Origin of the sequence: Citrobacter koseri ATCC BAA-895, from assembly GCF_000018045.1 — a bacterium.
Classification (GTDB): domain Bacteria; phylum Pseudomonadota; class Gammaproteobacteria; order Enterobacterales; family Enterobacteriaceae; genus Citrobacter_B; species Citrobacter_B koseri.
This window is the reverse complement of the sequence record NC_009792.1, coordinates 3,674,787-3,690,397: the sequence shown is the minus strand read 5'-3', so window position 1 is coordinate 3,690,397 and position 15,611 is coordinate 3,674,787. Positions and strand designations below refer to the sequence as shown.

Annotated in this window: 16 protein-coding genes; 7 read left to right on the top strand and 9 right to left on the bottom strand. The window is 33.3% G+C overall.

Going from position 1 to position 15,611, the window contains the following annotated elements; genetic code table 11:
* Window positions 1–262: 262 nt before the first annotated feature.
* From CKO_RS16940 to CKO_RS16920, 5 genes are all read left to right on the top strand, one after another.
* Window positions 263–1,531 (top strand): tyrosine-type recombinase/integrase, encoded by a 1,269-nt coding sequence (locus CKO_RS16940; RefSeq protein ID WP_024130864.1) that lies wholly within the window; start codon window positions 263–265, stop codon window positions 1,529–1,531.
* The gene (locus CKO_RS16935; protein ID WP_024130863.1) at window positions 1,482–2,807 is read left to right on the top strand and encodes a site-specific integrase; all 1,326 of its coding nucleotides are present in this window, start codon (window positions 1,482–1,484) and stop codon (window positions 2,805–2,807) included. The genes CKO_RS16940 and CKO_RS16935 overlap by 50 nt, the downstream gene beginning before the upstream one ends.
* A 16-nt stretch (window positions 2,808–2,823) precedes the next feature.
* On the top strand, window positions 2,824–4,452 hold the full coding sequence (locus CKO_RS16930; RefSeq protein WP_024130862.1) for a hypothetical protein: 1,629 nt from the start codon (window positions 2,824–2,826) through the stop codon (window positions 4,450–4,452).
* 9 nt (window positions 4,453–4,461) lie between these two features.
* Window positions 4,462–4,860, top strand: coding sequence for a hypothetical protein (locus tag CKO_RS16925; RefSeq protein ID WP_012134725.1), 399 nt, complete (start codon window positions 4,462–4,464; stop codon window positions 4,858–4,860).
* Window positions 4,861–4,945: 85 nt separating this feature from the next.
* Window positions 4,946–5,383 carry a hypothetical protein gene (locus tag CKO_RS16920; protein WP_012134724.1) on the top strand — a complete coding sequence of 146 codons (438 nt, stop codon included), beginning with the start codon at window positions 4,946–4,948 and terminating at the stop codon, window positions 5,381–5,383.
* 41 nt (window positions 5,384–5,424) lie between these two features.
* Here the strand turns inward: CKO_RS16920 and CKO_RS22680 are convergent, their stop codons facing one another.
* From CKO_RS22680 to CKO_RS16885, 9 genes are all read right to left on the bottom strand, one after another.
* A complete protein-coding gene (locus tag CKO_RS22680) occupies window positions 5,425–5,688 on the bottom strand; it encodes a hypothetical protein (protein WP_012134723.1) in 264 nt (87 codons plus the stop codon).
* Between the two features lie 12 nt (window positions 5,689–5,700).
* The gene (locus CKO_RS16915; protein ID WP_012134722.1) at window positions 5,701–6,087 is read right to left on the bottom strand and encodes a hypothetical protein; all 387 of its coding nucleotides are present in this window, start codon (window positions 6,085–6,087) and stop codon (window positions 5,701–5,703) included.
* 41 nt (window positions 6,088–6,128) lie between these two features.
* Window positions 6,129–6,401 (bottom strand): hypothetical protein, encoded by a 273-nt coding sequence (locus CKO_RS23650; protein ID WP_024130859.1) that lies wholly within the window; start codon window positions 6,399–6,401, stop codon window positions 6,129–6,131.
* Between the two features lie 223 nt (window positions 6,402–6,624).
* Window positions 6,625–7,836, bottom strand: coding sequence for a relaxase/mobilization nuclease domain-containing protein (locus CKO_RS16905; protein ID WP_012134721.1), 1,212 nt, complete (start codon window positions 7,834–7,836; stop codon window positions 6,625–6,627).
* The gene (locus CKO_RS16900; protein ID WP_012134720.1) at window positions 7,805–8,233 is read right to left on the bottom strand and encodes a hypothetical protein; all 429 of its coding nucleotides are present in this window, start codon (window positions 8,231–8,233) and stop codon (window positions 7,805–7,807) included. Before CKO_RS16900 ends, CKO_RS16905 begins: the two co-directional genes overlap by 32 nt.
* 261 nt (window positions 8,234–8,494) lie before the next feature.
* On the bottom strand, window positions 8,495–9,241 hold the full coding sequence (locus tag CKO_RS23395) for a hypothetical protein (protein WP_024130858.1): 747 nt from the start codon (window positions 9,239–9,241) through the stop codon (window positions 8,495–8,497).
* Window positions 9,242–9,742: 501 nt separating this feature from the next.
* Window positions 9,743–10,126, bottom strand: coding sequence for a hypothetical protein (locus tag CKO_RS16890; RefSeq protein WP_012134714.1), 384 nt, complete (start codon window positions 10,124–10,126; stop codon window positions 9,743–9,745).
* Window positions 10,127–10,179: 53 nt separating this feature from the next.
* Window positions 10,180–10,386 carry a hypothetical protein gene (locus CKO_RS23390; protein WP_047685188.1) on the bottom strand — a complete coding sequence of 69 codons (207 nt, stop codon included), beginning with the start codon at window positions 10,384–10,386 and terminating at the stop codon, window positions 10,180–10,182.
* 3 nt (window positions 10,387–10,389) lie between these two features.
* Complete coding sequence (locus CKO_RS16885) at window positions 10,390–11,292, bottom strand: MvdC/MvdD family ATP grasp protein (protein ID WP_155116397.1); 903 nt, start codon at window positions 11,290–11,292, stop codon at window positions 10,390–10,392.
* 306 nt (window positions 11,293–11,598) lie between these two features.
* Here CKO_RS16885 and CKO_RS16880 point away from each other — a divergent pair, with 306 nt between their 5' ends.
* Together CKO_RS16880 and CKO_RS16875 are read left to right on the top strand one after the other, a co-directional pair.
* Window positions 11,599–13,749 (top strand): AAA family ATPase, encoded by a 2,151-nt coding sequence (locus CKO_RS16880; RefSeq protein WP_198478780.1) that lies wholly within the window; start codon window positions 11,599–11,601, stop codon window positions 13,747–13,749.
* Between the two features lie 3 nt (window positions 13,750–13,752).
* Window positions 13,753–15,504, top strand: a complete 1,752-nt coding sequence (locus tag CKO_RS16875; RefSeq protein WP_024130856.1) for a UvrD-helicase domain-containing protein — start codon at window positions 13,753–13,755, stop codon at window positions 15,502–15,504.
* The last annotated feature ends 107 nt before the right edge of the window (window positions 15,505–15,611 follow it).

Below are 15,611 nucleotides of genomic sequence, written 5' to 3'. Positions count from 1 at the left end.
TGTAAATTGCATTATTGAAATGATAGTGCTATTTACTTTTTGATTTACAAAACACCTTTAATTCCTTTTAAAATAATGGGTTAACTATTTCAAGTGAAAAGAAAGGATTATAATATCCCTCTAGAGGGATATTATAAATTTTCGACCTGTAAGTGTTATAGCAAAAGGAAATAATGTTAAAAACAGGAAAATATATTTGTAAATTGCTTATGTTATATGCTTTATTTATTTTCACTGATGATTATATGTAAATAGAGGTGATATGACTTTGAAATATAGAATAAAAAGATTGAAGAATAAAGATGGTATCAGGAGTTGTATAATTATTAATGAGAGCAACGGATTACCCCTGGTTTATCCGAACCTGTATATGAGTGTTATTTCGCGTACAAATAACTATTCATTTTCAACAATGGAAGCAATAGCAAATGCTTTGCTTTTATTTGAAAGATACAATGCTGATATTAATGTGGAAGCTTTTAATACAGTAAATCTTGATATCGAAAAACTTGTCTCGAACAAAGGGTACTTATTCGGCTTAATGAATGCACTCACATACAGAAAAGACTTAGGAAATGTTACAAGCATTCTTAAAGAACAACATGTCTCTAAAAGAGCCCTTTATTTCAAGATAATGACAATTGAAAATTACGTCAAATGGTTTTTTGATAACATTGCTATCAATAATATTGACTCTTCTCGTTATGAAACAATCAGTCGAGCATTTGATTTTATAAAGCCAAGAATAGAGAACGGAAAGAATTACAATATTGAAAGCGAAAGCAAATCATTGACAAATGAGCAAGTTACAACTTTGACTGGTATGGTAAGTGTTAAATCTAAGATTAATCCATTTTCGGAGCATGTAAGGTTTCGAAATAATCTAATAATTGAAATTTTGTTAGAGACAGGTATTAGGGGAGGGGAGCTACTTAATATTAAGTTGGTTGATTTTGACTATGTCCACAAAAGTCTATGCATAGTAAGAAGGCCAGATGATCAAAACGAACCACGATTAAGGCAACCATTGGTTAAAACTTTAGAAAGAAAAATACCATTGAGTATAGAATTGACTGAGTTAATACAGAATTATATTAGTGATTTCAGAGGTAAGCAGTGTCATGCAGGGGAGCATGACTATCTGCTTGTTACTCATAGCAGTAAAGGTCAATTAGGTCATGCATTAACTATTTCAGGTTATCAGAAAATTTTCGAACAAATTAGGAAAAATAGTAATGTATTGAGCGATATTGTGGGGCATTCGCTAAGACATACTTGGAATGTGAAATTCTCAGAAATGATGCTCATGAATTCGAACTCTCAGGAATATATTACTTATGAGAAAGTAAGAAATTATCTTATGGGGTGGAAAAAGAATAGTACAACCTCAGATATCTATAACCAAGCATTTATAGCACAAGAGAGCCGAAAAATAATGGCTGTTATTAATCCACTAAAAACTATAATAGAGGATAAGTCTAATGTTTCAAACCTTAAAAAAACTTCAAGAAAATCAATATTCGGTTTTTGAAACCAAAGATTGTAACTTCAAAGTAAATTTTGCGCATTCCAAGTGGAAGATAAGTGAAAGTATAACATTGAACATTGATTCTTTAAGAATGATCGTTAGTGCATTCATGCCTATCAAAACCACTTTGGCATATTTCGCTATAAATTATAGTGCCAGTTATACTAAGAAAATGTTTTATGCAATAAAGCATTATATTAGGGTAATTAACAAGGATGATAGCTTGCTATCTAAGGATTGCATACAGTATTACTATAAAAATGTTAGCTCATCGGATTACACACATGCCGAGACACTGAAATACTTTTTTATGAAAATTAGTGATATTTATCCATCTCTGTTTTCGGCTGAATCAATCATATTCATTACTAATGTTAAAGTTAAAAAAGCATACACAAGCAAGCATATAAAGACACATGATTACAAAAGAGGTCCATTTAGTGATTCTCAACTTAAAGTAATAATCGATTCTGTAGAAAAAGCACACAGGGAAGAGAAGGTTAGCTTATCTAACTACCTACTATTAATCCTTATTGCATATTCCGGGCGGCGACCAATGCAAATATCACAACTTGAAGTTGGTGATCTCTTCAATTCCAATGGCGAGTACTATCTAAATGTTCCAAGGATTAAACAACGAAATGGATATAGAAAAGAGTTTAGAAAAGTACAAATACCAGAAGAGCTTTTCAGACAGTTGACCTTTCTCGTTGAAGCTGTGATTTCTCTGGTAAGTGAAACATTAAATTTAGAGTTAAGTGAAAAACAAAAGAGAAAACTTCCTATTTTTATAAATACATATCTTTTTAAAAATAAATGTGTAGAGCTAAGTATGATTGATAATGGTGGATTAAAACTTACTCCATATGCAATAACCCTAAAAATCAGAAATACTATAAATCGCGCAATAAATAAACCTCAAGACTATCTGGGTGTTATAAACTCACGTAGATTTAGATACTCATTAGGAACCAAATCTGCGCAATTGGGATACAGCCCTTCACTTATTGCAAATGTTTTGGACCATTCTTCAATTAATTCTGTTATGAGTTATATAGAAAATACAGCAGAAAATGGTAAGAAAATAAATGAATCCGTAAACGATTTAATGAAACCTTTGGCAAATAAATTTATTGAGGGTAAAGAACTTGAAAGGGAATTGAATTCTTTGAAGAACTTGATTGATAAATATTACGAAAGATGCAAAAGAACATTTTTTGATAATAATGAATTATTGTTAGTCAAAAATGAAATAGATGATCTTATCAATAGTATTTAGTAATAAGGGGGAAATAATGATATTTAACTATAAGAATATGATTGATGATTTCATCACAACTAACAAGGCATTAGCTAAAAAATGTGACGATTTTAAATGGGATAATTCCAGCTGGGGTGGAGGAATAACATTTTTTAGCGGAATCAAGGTTAGAAGAGGAAGCAAGAGTAAGGAATTAATGGACCCCAATATTTCTGAATTTGCAAAATCATATATATGGCATGAGTGTTTATATGACATTCCGGTGGCTTTTAGGATGCTAAGATTATTTAGGGTTTTAGAAATTGCCATTCGTAGGATAAAGAATGAAGTTAATATTTCTAATATAGATAACAAGGTCTTAGATGAGGTTATGATTATTTCACATGCCAATTTTGCAATTTCAACTTCTTATAAAATTTATTTGGATTTGAAAACATTATGTTCGTTTATGTCTAAACATAAAATGCTGTCTGAATCGATTACACGATGGTCATATCCATTTGAAACACACGATATTTATAAAAGTACAACAATGGATTCTATTTTGAATTTATCCCACCAAAGAAAACTTCCAGATGAGCGGGTCATAGATTTCATTGGTAGAATATTTACTTCTAATCCAGTCGATGAAAGAGATATATTCACATCTTCAATTTTTGCATTACTCATATGTGCTCCGTCACGAATCAGTGAAATTATGCTTTTGGAAGATGATTGTGAGGTTATCATTGAAGATAGTAATGGCACTTTAAGATATGGTCTGCGATTTTTTTCATTGAAAGGTTTTGGATACAATACTAAATGGATTCCAGACTGTATGGTTCCCGTAGCTTCAAAGGCTATCATGCGATTGAAAAAACTGACAGGGAATGCAAGAGTTGTCTCACAGTTGATAAAAGCAGGGGAATTTAATTTATACGAATCATTAAACAGAAGTGCATTTGAATGTTTAACAATTGAAGATCTCCACAAGCTTGGCTTTGTCATAAATCAATCAACTGTCTGTCAAGAAAATTTAAAGTTCTTGTCGAGTGTTAGGGCTGGTATCGTTAGTGTAAAAGCATTTTGGATATATTTAAAACGCAAAAACACGAATTCTAAACAAAAGAGTAAAAAATATCATCTCGATAATTATGTTAGCTTGCTTTCTATTAATAATAATCTATTGAATTCTAACAAAGGAGCCGATATCTTTACAACTGTAAAGGCAACTTCAAATGATTTCAGAACAGACTTCCGTAATGATAATGTCAATAACATCTTTCATAGGCATGTTAATTTTAACGGTGAGAGTACTGATTTCAGTTTTCATAGTCACCAAATCAGGCACTTAATTAATACCTTAGCTCAAAGGAGTATGTTGTCTGAGATACAAATTGCCCAATGGTCCGGTAGAAAGAGTGTCAAGCAGAATGCAGTATATGATCATATGTCTCACGACGAGCTATCAGAACTATCAAGAAAAATACTGAGAAGAGACATATTAGAAGAAGCAAAAAATTCAAAAATTTCATTCTATGAAGAATCTATTATTATGGATTCAATTAAAGATAAATTTGAAAAACTCGAATTAAAAATCCAAAATTCAGATCCAGTGAAAAGAAAATATATTCTGGAAAAAATAAAAGAGTTAAGGTTGAAAGTTGAGAGAATATTAATGTGAGGAGGTTATATGGCAAGAAAATTTTATGATAAAGAAATAAAAGCTATTGTTAAACTTATTGAGACCTGGAGTAAGCCTGATTTTACTTGGGATTCTTTATGCATGGCTTGTAAAAAAATTTTAGGTAAAGTACCAACACGGCAAGCATTAAGCCAGCATACTGAGATTGTCGTTGCATACAGGACCAGAAAAAGGTCTGGTATGGCTAAATGTCTAAATACGAAGTTACCTGGTAGTCTGAGCCTTGCAGCGAAAAGAATAGAACGACTAGAAAATGATAATTCGGCACTAAAATATGAAAATAATAATTTACTGCTGATGATTCAAAGAATGCACGAAAATGCTTACAGGCATAATATATTGGCTTCTATTCTTGAAGAAGAATTGCCGCAGAGAGCAAGAAAATGATAGCTTGATAGGTTTTACCTATTGACAGGTGATATTAATATGGTATTTGTATATTTAGTCAGGAAGACAACACTAACTTGCAAGGATGCAATTTATGGACAAAAACATAATCAATCCAGATTTTACTCTGGAAGAGCAACTTATCATTATAATTGATAAATATATCGCTAAACGATATCAACCGAACGATAAAAGTTTCTCATACCAACTATACCTCCTTTTCGTAGGCTATCACTTAAAGTATTTCTATCCCCAAAAACTTTATACTCGCTCTAATCGCAACATAGACAACATCATGACGATGTTCAGTTCTGTATACAAATGTCTGACAAGTAATCTTTTGCAGAAGTTAAACAATAAAGAGGCAGTTCTTAGGGAGCTAAATTCTCTCGTTAATTATATTGATAACAATCGAGAAAAAGCAGAGGAAATTTATGCTGTTGTAAGAACACAGTATGAAGTGAAGGTTATCGAGAAAGAGTTAACCCATGAGGTTGTTAGAGTAAGAAATGTTAGATTATAAAAGCTCCCGAAAGGGAGCTTTATTTTAATAATTAATTATTGCTAATTGCCTACAAATTGCCAGCCGTCATCTGTTTTTAGGATTTTAATAGATGCTGCTTGTTTTGAACCACTGATATCCATCACTACATTACATTTATAGCTTTTATCAGATTCCTTTGTGCAATCTACTTTATTTACGGAGGTCAGTTGGCTTCCCATCCATTTACTTAAAGCAGAATAAATATCTTTTTCTGATGGTTCACTGTTACATGCGGTTAGAAGAAATGTAGTCAGGATAACAGTAAGGATTGAGTATGATTTCATTTTTTATCCAAATTAATTAAGAACACCAGATTTAGTGTTGCTATTATCAGAGGAGAAAGACCATTTGCTGACAATTTCGCCTTTGAAATCTATTTCAAGAGTTTTAGACTGAGTCTGTGAACCACCAGTTAGTAGCCCAACCACAGGAATGAACGTTGAGGCATTGAACTGATTGTTATACATAAAGTATCTCCACTGCTCATTTCCGTCATCGAGAGTCGTTCTGGTGTCAGGCTCACCGAGTTTAGCGAGTAGCTCCGTCTTAGTTGTTTTGTTTTTAATGATCTTTGATTGCAGGCTTTGAGGTGTTTCGTTTTTAAGGTTCTGGTTCCCTGATGTTGAACAGCCAGAAAGCAGGAAGACAATAATAAAAAAAGAGGACTTTATAAATCGGTTCATTTACTTTCTCATTTTAGGTTTGCGGTTGTGTGAAATTAATTTCACCGTAAAAAAACAACTCTGTCTGCATACGTTTTTTTAATTTTATAGATAAGAATAATGATGCTTACGAAAAACGTAATGACTGATACAAGAGTGCTGCCAGTCCACGAAAATGCTAACCACGCGAGACCAAATGCAACGAATTGAAACAGGAATGCCACACTGAGCGGGCTTTCACCGTAAGCGATCTTTGCATGGCAGCCTTTACAAATCCGCACACCATGAGGACTTTGTGTAAAGCAGAACGGGCACTTTATTGTTTCGTTTTTCATAGCAACCCCAGGGTGGAAGATTTACTGCGTGTTTGTAGGGATTCTCGATGAAGGTCTTGCTTTAGTAAAATTGCTTGTACCGATCGATGATTTGCACTTGATAGGCATTATCTATCATAACTAATTTATCGATCTGTAATAACGATCAATATTTTATTGACTAAACGAAAATTTATTACTACATGGCAGAGTGCGGTTACGAAAATTTTTTGCAATTGACTGTCTATAAACGAATTTTTCTTGCAGGTTTCAGATGATGTGTTGAATAGACTTCTGAGAAGTTTGTAGGGGTCTTATGAAGAATGCTCTTACCATAGCTTCTGAGAAGCTCAATGAACTGCTTTAGAGAAGCAAGCCACTTTAAGAAGCTGAGATGCTTTTGCTGTTGTACTGCGTTTTTTTGAAGAATCTTTTCTACGATTTCGTTTCGTCTGTCTTCTCTGAGCCTCAATTCAATTTCAGCAATCTTTTCACTTATGCTTTCCCTTGGTAAATCCGTTGCAGCAACATCTTTTGCAGGAGCAGGAGCAGGAGCAGGAGCAGGAGCAGGAGCAGGAGCAGGAGCAGGAGCAGGAGCAGGAGCAGGAGCAGGAGCAGGAGCAGGGTGGCCTTTTGTCGGTCTGTTGGTTCGTATAGCTTCTAAGTGGTCAGGGTCGTAGCTAAGTTGCTTTTGAAGATTTGCCCAGGAATAGCTCTTACCCAATTGCGAAGCTTTGAAAGCTATATCGCGGTAGGAGAATGAGAACCCGTTCATTTTACCTGTGCTTGCGACATTCGCTGTCCAGCCGACTTCTGAATCTTCGAGTCGCTTAATAAAAGTTAGAAGGTCAGGTTTACCAACTAAACTTTTATCAATAATCTGCTGTAAAGCTTCTTTTGGTGAAGGCTCCCCGGTTCGTTCTGATAGCATCTTTTCGTTTCGAGAGATTCTTTTCCGCTTCGATTGCTTCGGTGTAATGGAATGGGCTGTCTTAGTCACTGTCAGACCATGAGCGATTTCAAGTTCACTGATTATGCTGGTACTTATGAGGTTCTCATTCCTGCCAAGGTAGAGCTTCCCTCCATTGAGGTCTATGCGACTTGCGATAATGTGTATGTGCTGACCGGCAGAATCGTCATGTAGAACATAACAACGAAGATGAGTATCACTGAACCCCATCCTCTTCATGTAATCATCTGCGATGCTGGACCATTGTTCAGCCGTTAGTGATTCTCCATCAGGTAAGCGAAGCGAGTTGTGCCAAACTGGTTTTGCGATATCTTGGCGAAGATGCTTGGTGCTATCGAATTCAGTGATCAGTTCAAGGGCTGAATCTCCAAGCATATTGCCCCCTATTATGACTGGATCGCATTTATGATGTGCTCCCGGTTTCAATGCATATTGGACCACACCAGCAAAATTCTTACCCCTCTTGATCTTCCGCATACCCTTCATTCGGGAGGCTCCATATACCGTCACTTAAAACATTCTTGCGAAGCTCTTCGAGTTGTCGCTTCACGGCGAAAAGCTCTGTATGAGTAAGCTTGCTATCTTTGCTCTTACCATCGATATGGATCGCAATTCGATTTAGTTTTTGTGATATGTCAGTTAAAGCTATCCAGGCTTTGGTATTAATAGCTGGTATAACTGGAGGCAATTTTTGAAGGGAAGCCATACGAAGCCACTCTCCTTTCGAATAATGCTCCCTCAATGTATTAAGCTTGGCCAATTCAGCATTGTTAAGACGAACACTAACACAATGAATTCGTAATTCCTGTGGTAGTAAGTTACACTTTGAAGTTGAATGTTTTGCATCCTTAGTGTTCAAAAACTGCGATTTTTTATTTGCCATATAAACTCCTTTTATATGTCATGCTTTAAAAGTAATTAACTAACTTTACCTCTTGTTATAGTAAATAATTATTAGTTGTCAATGTTAAGTGCGATTTAATATGTTTGCTTCTCTATTGGATAAGAATAGGCGGCTAATTAAAAAAGAGATTAATTAGTAAATAAGATAAATCTAAATAATAAAAATTAAGATGAATATATCAATAAGCTGTAAATATTAGTTTATTCATTAAAAAATAAGGGCCAAAAGGCCCATGTAAAATTAGTTCCATTCAAAGTGGAACACATATCCATTTAATGTTAAAAAGGTTAGTGCCAAGATTAAAGTTATGATCCCACCATTACCAAGAGCTTGAATACGGAATAAATTAGTTATTTTAAGACTTATAAACCAAAATCCAGACATGTTTTTGTTAGCTAAGGAGTATGATAATTCTCTGAATGCAGCGAAGATTATCAATATTATTGATGCACCAATCAAGATACTCGAAGATATCAACGACAAAGAAAGGTTTTTGCCATATTCGTTTAATCCGTTCCAAAAACCTGAAACCGATGCGGCTCGTTTTGATAAGTCTATGATTTCTAATGGAACATTTATATTCAAATATTCATTTAATAAAAAAACAGAACCTCCAGCTAAGACTAAGAAAAAAAACCTGACAAAATCTGTCGTTTCAACCTCTTTTCTAAGAACCAAAGCTATAATTCCAATTATCGAGAATACAGGAGAGAATAAAGCACCCGTTTTTAAAATGGGATAAATTTCTTGATAATGTGTGAAAAATGACCAGATGACAAATCCTATTCCTATAGTTAAAATGATCGCTCCCGCCATAAAAGCACCTGCATCGCCATCACCATTAGAATTTTGCTTTGTATAATGATTGTTGATGGTTCGATTATTTATGACCTGGGTATTTTGAACATTATAACCACCACTGTTGCTTTGACTGACATTAGTATTTTCGGTATTGTTTTTGATATTAAAATCCGCAAATTTTCCCATTTTTTATTCCATATCAAACGAAGGAGTAACAATTTTACATCGATTAAATAGTAGATCATAGAAATTTCGTATCGGCATACAAAAGTTCTCTTTTCATGTGGCAATTAATTACATCCTAATTAAATTAGGAGTTCGAAAGTTAAGGTTCCAGGTTTAAATCATTCTTTTTCAATCAAAGAGCAGAAAAAGCAAGGCAACTTAGAGAAGCGGAGCATCTCTGAGTTAGCTCTTGCTTAATTTAATGGGGTGTTGACAATAGATTAAAATAAGCTATTTATATATAAAACACGAGAGGGTTTATGATGAAAGAAAAAATTATAGCTTTATCAGCTTCATTAATATGTATTGTCTTTTTTTTATTTTTATCATTAATAATAAAAGAACCATGGATTAAAGACGGATTGTATTTCCTAACTCCGATCATGGTTCTAATGATTCCTATAATTTGCGTGCTAATTCTTAAAAATTATATGAAGCTAAAAAAACGTGAAAGCAATAATTTTATTCGTTAGTAAAAATCTCAAAAAGAGCTATGGATGCCTTCAACGTCGCAGCTGTGGCTAAAATCATTAGCAGTAATGTACTATTTTTTAAAGCATCTATAATTTGATTCAATACTAAGCTATCATGATTCAGTTTAGAAGCAACTAACTTAATAGCACCAAGTCCAGCAGAAGAAAAAAGCAAAAAATCATTTGCACTTTTAAGCTTATTTAAGTTTTTTTTGAAAAACATGCATAGGGATATTGAAATGATGAAAGGAAGAAAGAAAATCAAATAATTTAAGGGGCCAATCATTTCAGAAATAACATAGCAAAACAATATAACATATATAAAGAAAAATATACCAATTATCACTTTCAAAAAGATGTCTACTTGATTCATATTCTTTCCTTTGTAGTAACCAGTGAGTTAATATTTCCTCACTGGTTATATTATTAAGCTGCTAATCCTTCATTGGGGCGATCTGAATCTTCTCTGCTATCTTTTTCAGCAGCATAAGTAGATTCACGAGATTTCGTTGACATACCTGAACCATAGATTCGTTGAGCTTCACTATTCTCAGGTTTCCATGCCCAATTTGATACATCTACTTTTTGTTCCGATTCCATTTTCTCAAGAAAATTTAAACCAAATACATTCATAGTTCACCTGCTATTTGAAGTTAACCAATTTGCAATGGACCCGGAAATATCCATGCCGGACAAATCTTCGATCCATAACCATTGACCAGCAGAATTCACCTCTAAGAACCACCAGTCATTATTTTCATCGACGATGAAATCTAAAGCCCCATATCGAAGGTTTAACTTAGACATTAAGGAATTTATTTTTTCCTTCACCGCTGTGGGTGCATCAATTTTCCAGTGCGGTGTATTAGGTATATCGTATCTACGCCAGTCTACTTTTGCCTTGTTTGAATGCTGAGAGTCTATAGCGCAAGCAAAATGTTTATCTTCAATTACTGTGTATCTAACTTCAAATTTTTTATTAACATATTTTTGAAGAGTAATAGGATTTTCTGAATCGTTTGAGAAACTTTCTAATTGTTCTAAAGTGATTTTGTTTACATATAGACCTAATATCTCACCTGATTCAGAGACATACATATCTTGCGACATGAATTTAACAACCGAATCAGGATAAGTAGTTAAGAAATTTTTGAGGTCTTGTTTGGAGTTTGATGTTATAAATGCTGGATTATTTAGCCCAACTTCATTAGCTATTTTATGTTGAAAATACTTGTTATCAGCGAGAGTTGCATCTCTTACATGATTAAACCAGCAACTTTCAGATAATGCATTATATAGACCAAAAAGGCTTTTATTCCATTCAGATCGCCATAATCTGAAACCATTACTTTGATCTTGCTGTTGTTCAGAATTGACTTGAACAGATACCCGCCTTGGCCAAACACATTTTACGGATGAATTTTTGATCGTTTTTCCGTTCTGGGAGATAGTCCATTCAGAGCCATCAAAGCTAATTTTGGTATCTTTAAGGGCTTCTATATCTAAATTCAAACGGAAATAGTTATCACCGAGTTTCATCGAAACTACATCTGCATGAACATCGTTACTGTCAGTAAGTATCAAGATCATTGTTAGGATGTGTCTGAAATTTTTTGTTCATTTAATATCCGATAGTTATGTTGCATCGTCAATATTAATTTTTATCTAGTGTAATCTATTGATTTAAAAGTGTTTTAATCGTTATATTGGTTTTCATAATCAAATTTCAATGCGGTATTATATCTTTTCTTTTAGTCCCTTTTGTAAACTATATTGCTTTTACTTGACTTAACTAGACTTTTGAACTCGATGGCTTTGTGCTTCTGGTGGCTATGGAGTAATCTAATGTGTAGTAAAACTATGCTAAGGGCCCAATCGATTACTATGTATATCAATAAATTAGCTATTAGAAACTATAAAAACTTTCGAAGCTCAAATTTCTACTTTGTTAAAGGCTCAGTGAATACAATTATCGGTGAAAATGCTTCGGGAAAAACAAATTTATTTAATGCGATGAGATTAATTCTAGATGATTCTCTCCCAATGAATTCTAGGATTCTATCTAATGAGGACTTCTACCGTGGATTATCCGAACCCTTTGGTCATTGGATCATAATTACGCTATATTTTGATGATTTAAGTGAGTCGGAGGAAGAACAGGTCCTTGCCAACTATACAGTAAATGATGGTAATGATAAGTCTATAAAGGAAGGTAATTATACTTTTATATATCGACCTAAATTTCATATTCGACAAAAGCTTTATGAGTTAACATTAGAAGATGACAATGTGGAAGCAAGATCTGCTTCTTTTACTGAATTTGCATCTAACCATATTATTTCTAAAGAAACATATGAAGCAGTAGCTTTTGTTAGAACAAAGGTTGATTTGAATAATGACGAAATTTATAAACAAGTAGTTGGTGATTTTGATAGTTACTCCTTTTCAAATCCTAATGATGATGATGCTACTGTATTAGGGGTTAAGAAGCCACCTTACTTTGCCTTAGGCAGCGAAGTCGCTTGCACTTATGTCAAAGCACTTAGGAATGTAGTTGCAGATCTTAAATATTATAAAACGAATCCATTGTATAAATTACTTACTTTAAAAAGTAAACAAATTGATGATAGAAAAGATATTGTAGAAAATGTTAAAGAGATCAATGGTAAAATTTCAGCTATACCTGAAATTGAGAGATTGAGTAATAAGATATCTGCTTCATTACTTAATACAGTAGGTTCGACTTATTCCCCTAAAATATTAGTATCCTCACAACTTCCAGAAGATTTCACAGAATTAATTCAATCACTTGGCTTAGTGGTTGAAGATTCTCTGGATTACAATGGCTCAGGAAAGATTGATGATCTGAGTCTTGGTGGAGCAAACTTAATTTATCTTGCTTTAAAGTTATATGAATATGAAGAAATAAGGGATAGTGAAGAGCATATTACTCACTTCTTGTTAATTGAAGAGCCCGAAGCACATATTCATAACCATATCCAAAAAACCCTTTTCGATAACTTCAATTTTAAAAATACGCAAGTGTTTGTATCTACACATTCAACACAAATTAGTTCTGTATCAAAAATATCATCAATGAATATACTATCACGCCAAAAAGGATTCACTGATGTATATCATCCATCGTTTGGTTTGACGCCGAAAGAAATTTCTTCCGTAGAACGATATCTTGATGCAATTCGTAGTGACCTTTTGTTTGCTAAAAGTGTCATTCTGGTAGAAGGCGATGCAGAACTTATTTTAATACCAGCAATGGTAAAAGAAACTTTGGGAATCAGCTTAGATGAGTTGGGCATAAGTCTGATCAAAGTAGATGGCACTGTTTTTAAACATATTTCTAACCTTTTCCATGAAAAACGGCTGAAAAGAAAATGTGCAATTCTCACGGATCTTGATTCGGCCTATGTAAAAGTAGCTGATGATATTTTTGATGCGGATTTTGTCGAATCTCTGGTAGATGCCGAAGATGATGGGTTACGAAGAAAAGAAGAGTTAGATAAATATATTGAAGGTAATGAGTTTATTACGGTTCATTACGCAGAAAATACTTTCGAAACTGAGCTTGTTCGCTACGATGAAAACAATAACTTGTTTTTAGAGGTTATGAAAACAGAGTATAAAAAAGAAGCGTATTTTAAAAAGGCTGAATCAGATGTAAATTCATCTGATCTCAGAGTTCGATATAAAAGAGTATTAAAGTTTGCAAAGAAAATAGGGAAGGGATGGTTGGCTACTGAAATGGTAGAGCATCTTAGTGTTGATAATCGTGTTCCTGATTATATTTTACAGGCCATTCAATTTGTTCTTCGAGATAGAAATGTCGAGCCTATATATCAAAAAATGCTTGATTACAATATGTCTTTAATGGGGGTTAAAGAATTTGACTGTATAAATGCCGAAAAGGATTTTTCTAGTAAAATGATAGAATATAAGAAACATTTCAATGACAGTTTTGTAAGACTGTTGGAGTTATAGTTTATGCCATATAGAAATTTAACTTCTGAGCAAATGGATGCCGTTAAATTCAACGGGAATTTATTGTTAACGGCATGTCCAGGGTCTGGTAAAACAAAGACATTGGTTTCTAAACTTTGTTTTATTTTAGAAAATAAAGAACTATTTTGTATAGGTAAAAAAAAGATAATTGCTCTTACATATACAAATATAGCAGCCGATACAATTCTTGAACGAATTATGTCATTCGGCATAAGTAGTGAATCGTTATGGATTGGAACAATACACAGTTTTTGTTTGAATTGGATTATAAAACCTAATGTAGATAAGATACCAAGACTTTGCCGAGGATTTAGTGTAATTGATGAGCATGAAAAGGAATTTCTCATAAATGAATTAAAAGAAAAGCATGGCTTATCTGCAAATGATAAAGTTTTTACTAATTTAGATTTTAACCTTTGTCAGCTTTATTCCCGTGGGACCAAAGAATATTTGGTTGTAAAAGAATATCATAATCATTTGTATGAGCAAAAATTAATCGATTTTGATTTGATATTAAATCTGTCTTGTCGGGTGTTGACAAAATACAATGCACTTTGTGAAAGATTGTCTTTACTTTTAAGGTGTATTTTAGTCGATGAGTATCAAGATACATCCCTTATACAATATGAGATACTCAGACAAATTGTATTAAAGAAAAATACAATGATTACTTTTATTGGAGATAAAGAGCAAGCTATATACACTGGTTTGGGGGCTGTCGTTAAGAATAGAGATGAATTAATTGATTGTTTCCAACTTGATAATCTAACCGAGATGAAATTAACAGGGTGTTTTCGTAGTAGCCAATCTATTGTTGATTTTTATAGTAAATACAAAGACGAAGATTATGATATTAATTCACTTTCAGATAATAAGGATTTCAACTCAGTAATTTTTAAAGAAAGCGAGGTAGATGTTACTCAACTTCCTATTTATATATCAGGTATTATTAGAACTCATTTAGCTCAGGGAGTGCTTTCAAATGAAATTGCTATTCTGTGTCCAGGCTGGTTTGATGTGATAAAACTGTCAAATGATATTGTTACTCTTAATCCGGATATAGAAGTTGATGGAGTCATGATCTCTCCTATACCTAAAAACAATGAAAACCTCTGGCTTGCTTTGGTTAAACTCTTTTTAATTAAGAGGGTTCCATCTAATTTTAATACAAGACAGAAACTATTGCGAGATTTCCTTCAGGAATTAAATGTTGCCGCACCGTATACAGAGTCTTTGTCTCCTAAAAAAATATTGAAGATAATAAATAAAATATCATTATCCGTAGATTACAATTGTGAAATTGATGTTTGGTTGAGAGAGATTATAACGAGCTTTTGCCATTCTATTAACTTGAGTATAAGTATCGATAGCTACTATTATCAAGAAATGGATCTTTTGATTAATGCCACATTGAAAAGAATGTTGAAGTATAAAATGGCTTATAAAGCAAATGAATTACATTTATTTTTCAATTTTAGAAGCGGTGTTAAAATCACAACTTGTCATTCAACAAAAGGAGATGAGTATGAAGTAGTCATTTGCACTGGGTTACTAAATGGAAAAATACCTAATTGGAATGATATTATAAATTGTAGCTCAGAGCATCAAAATTATGTTGCCCGTAGACTTTTATATGTTGTTTCTTCGCGTGCAAAGAAACATTTATACATGATATCAGAGAGAGGTTACAAAACAAAAAGGGGATATCCATATCAGACAACACCACAGCTATGATCTCGCATTTCTTGTGTTTTTTGCCAGTTCATAGAGAAAATCGTTTTTGTTCGTTACTGCCCATTTATCTTGGTTTAGAAAAAAGTGGTGTTAAAAAAAATGGTTAT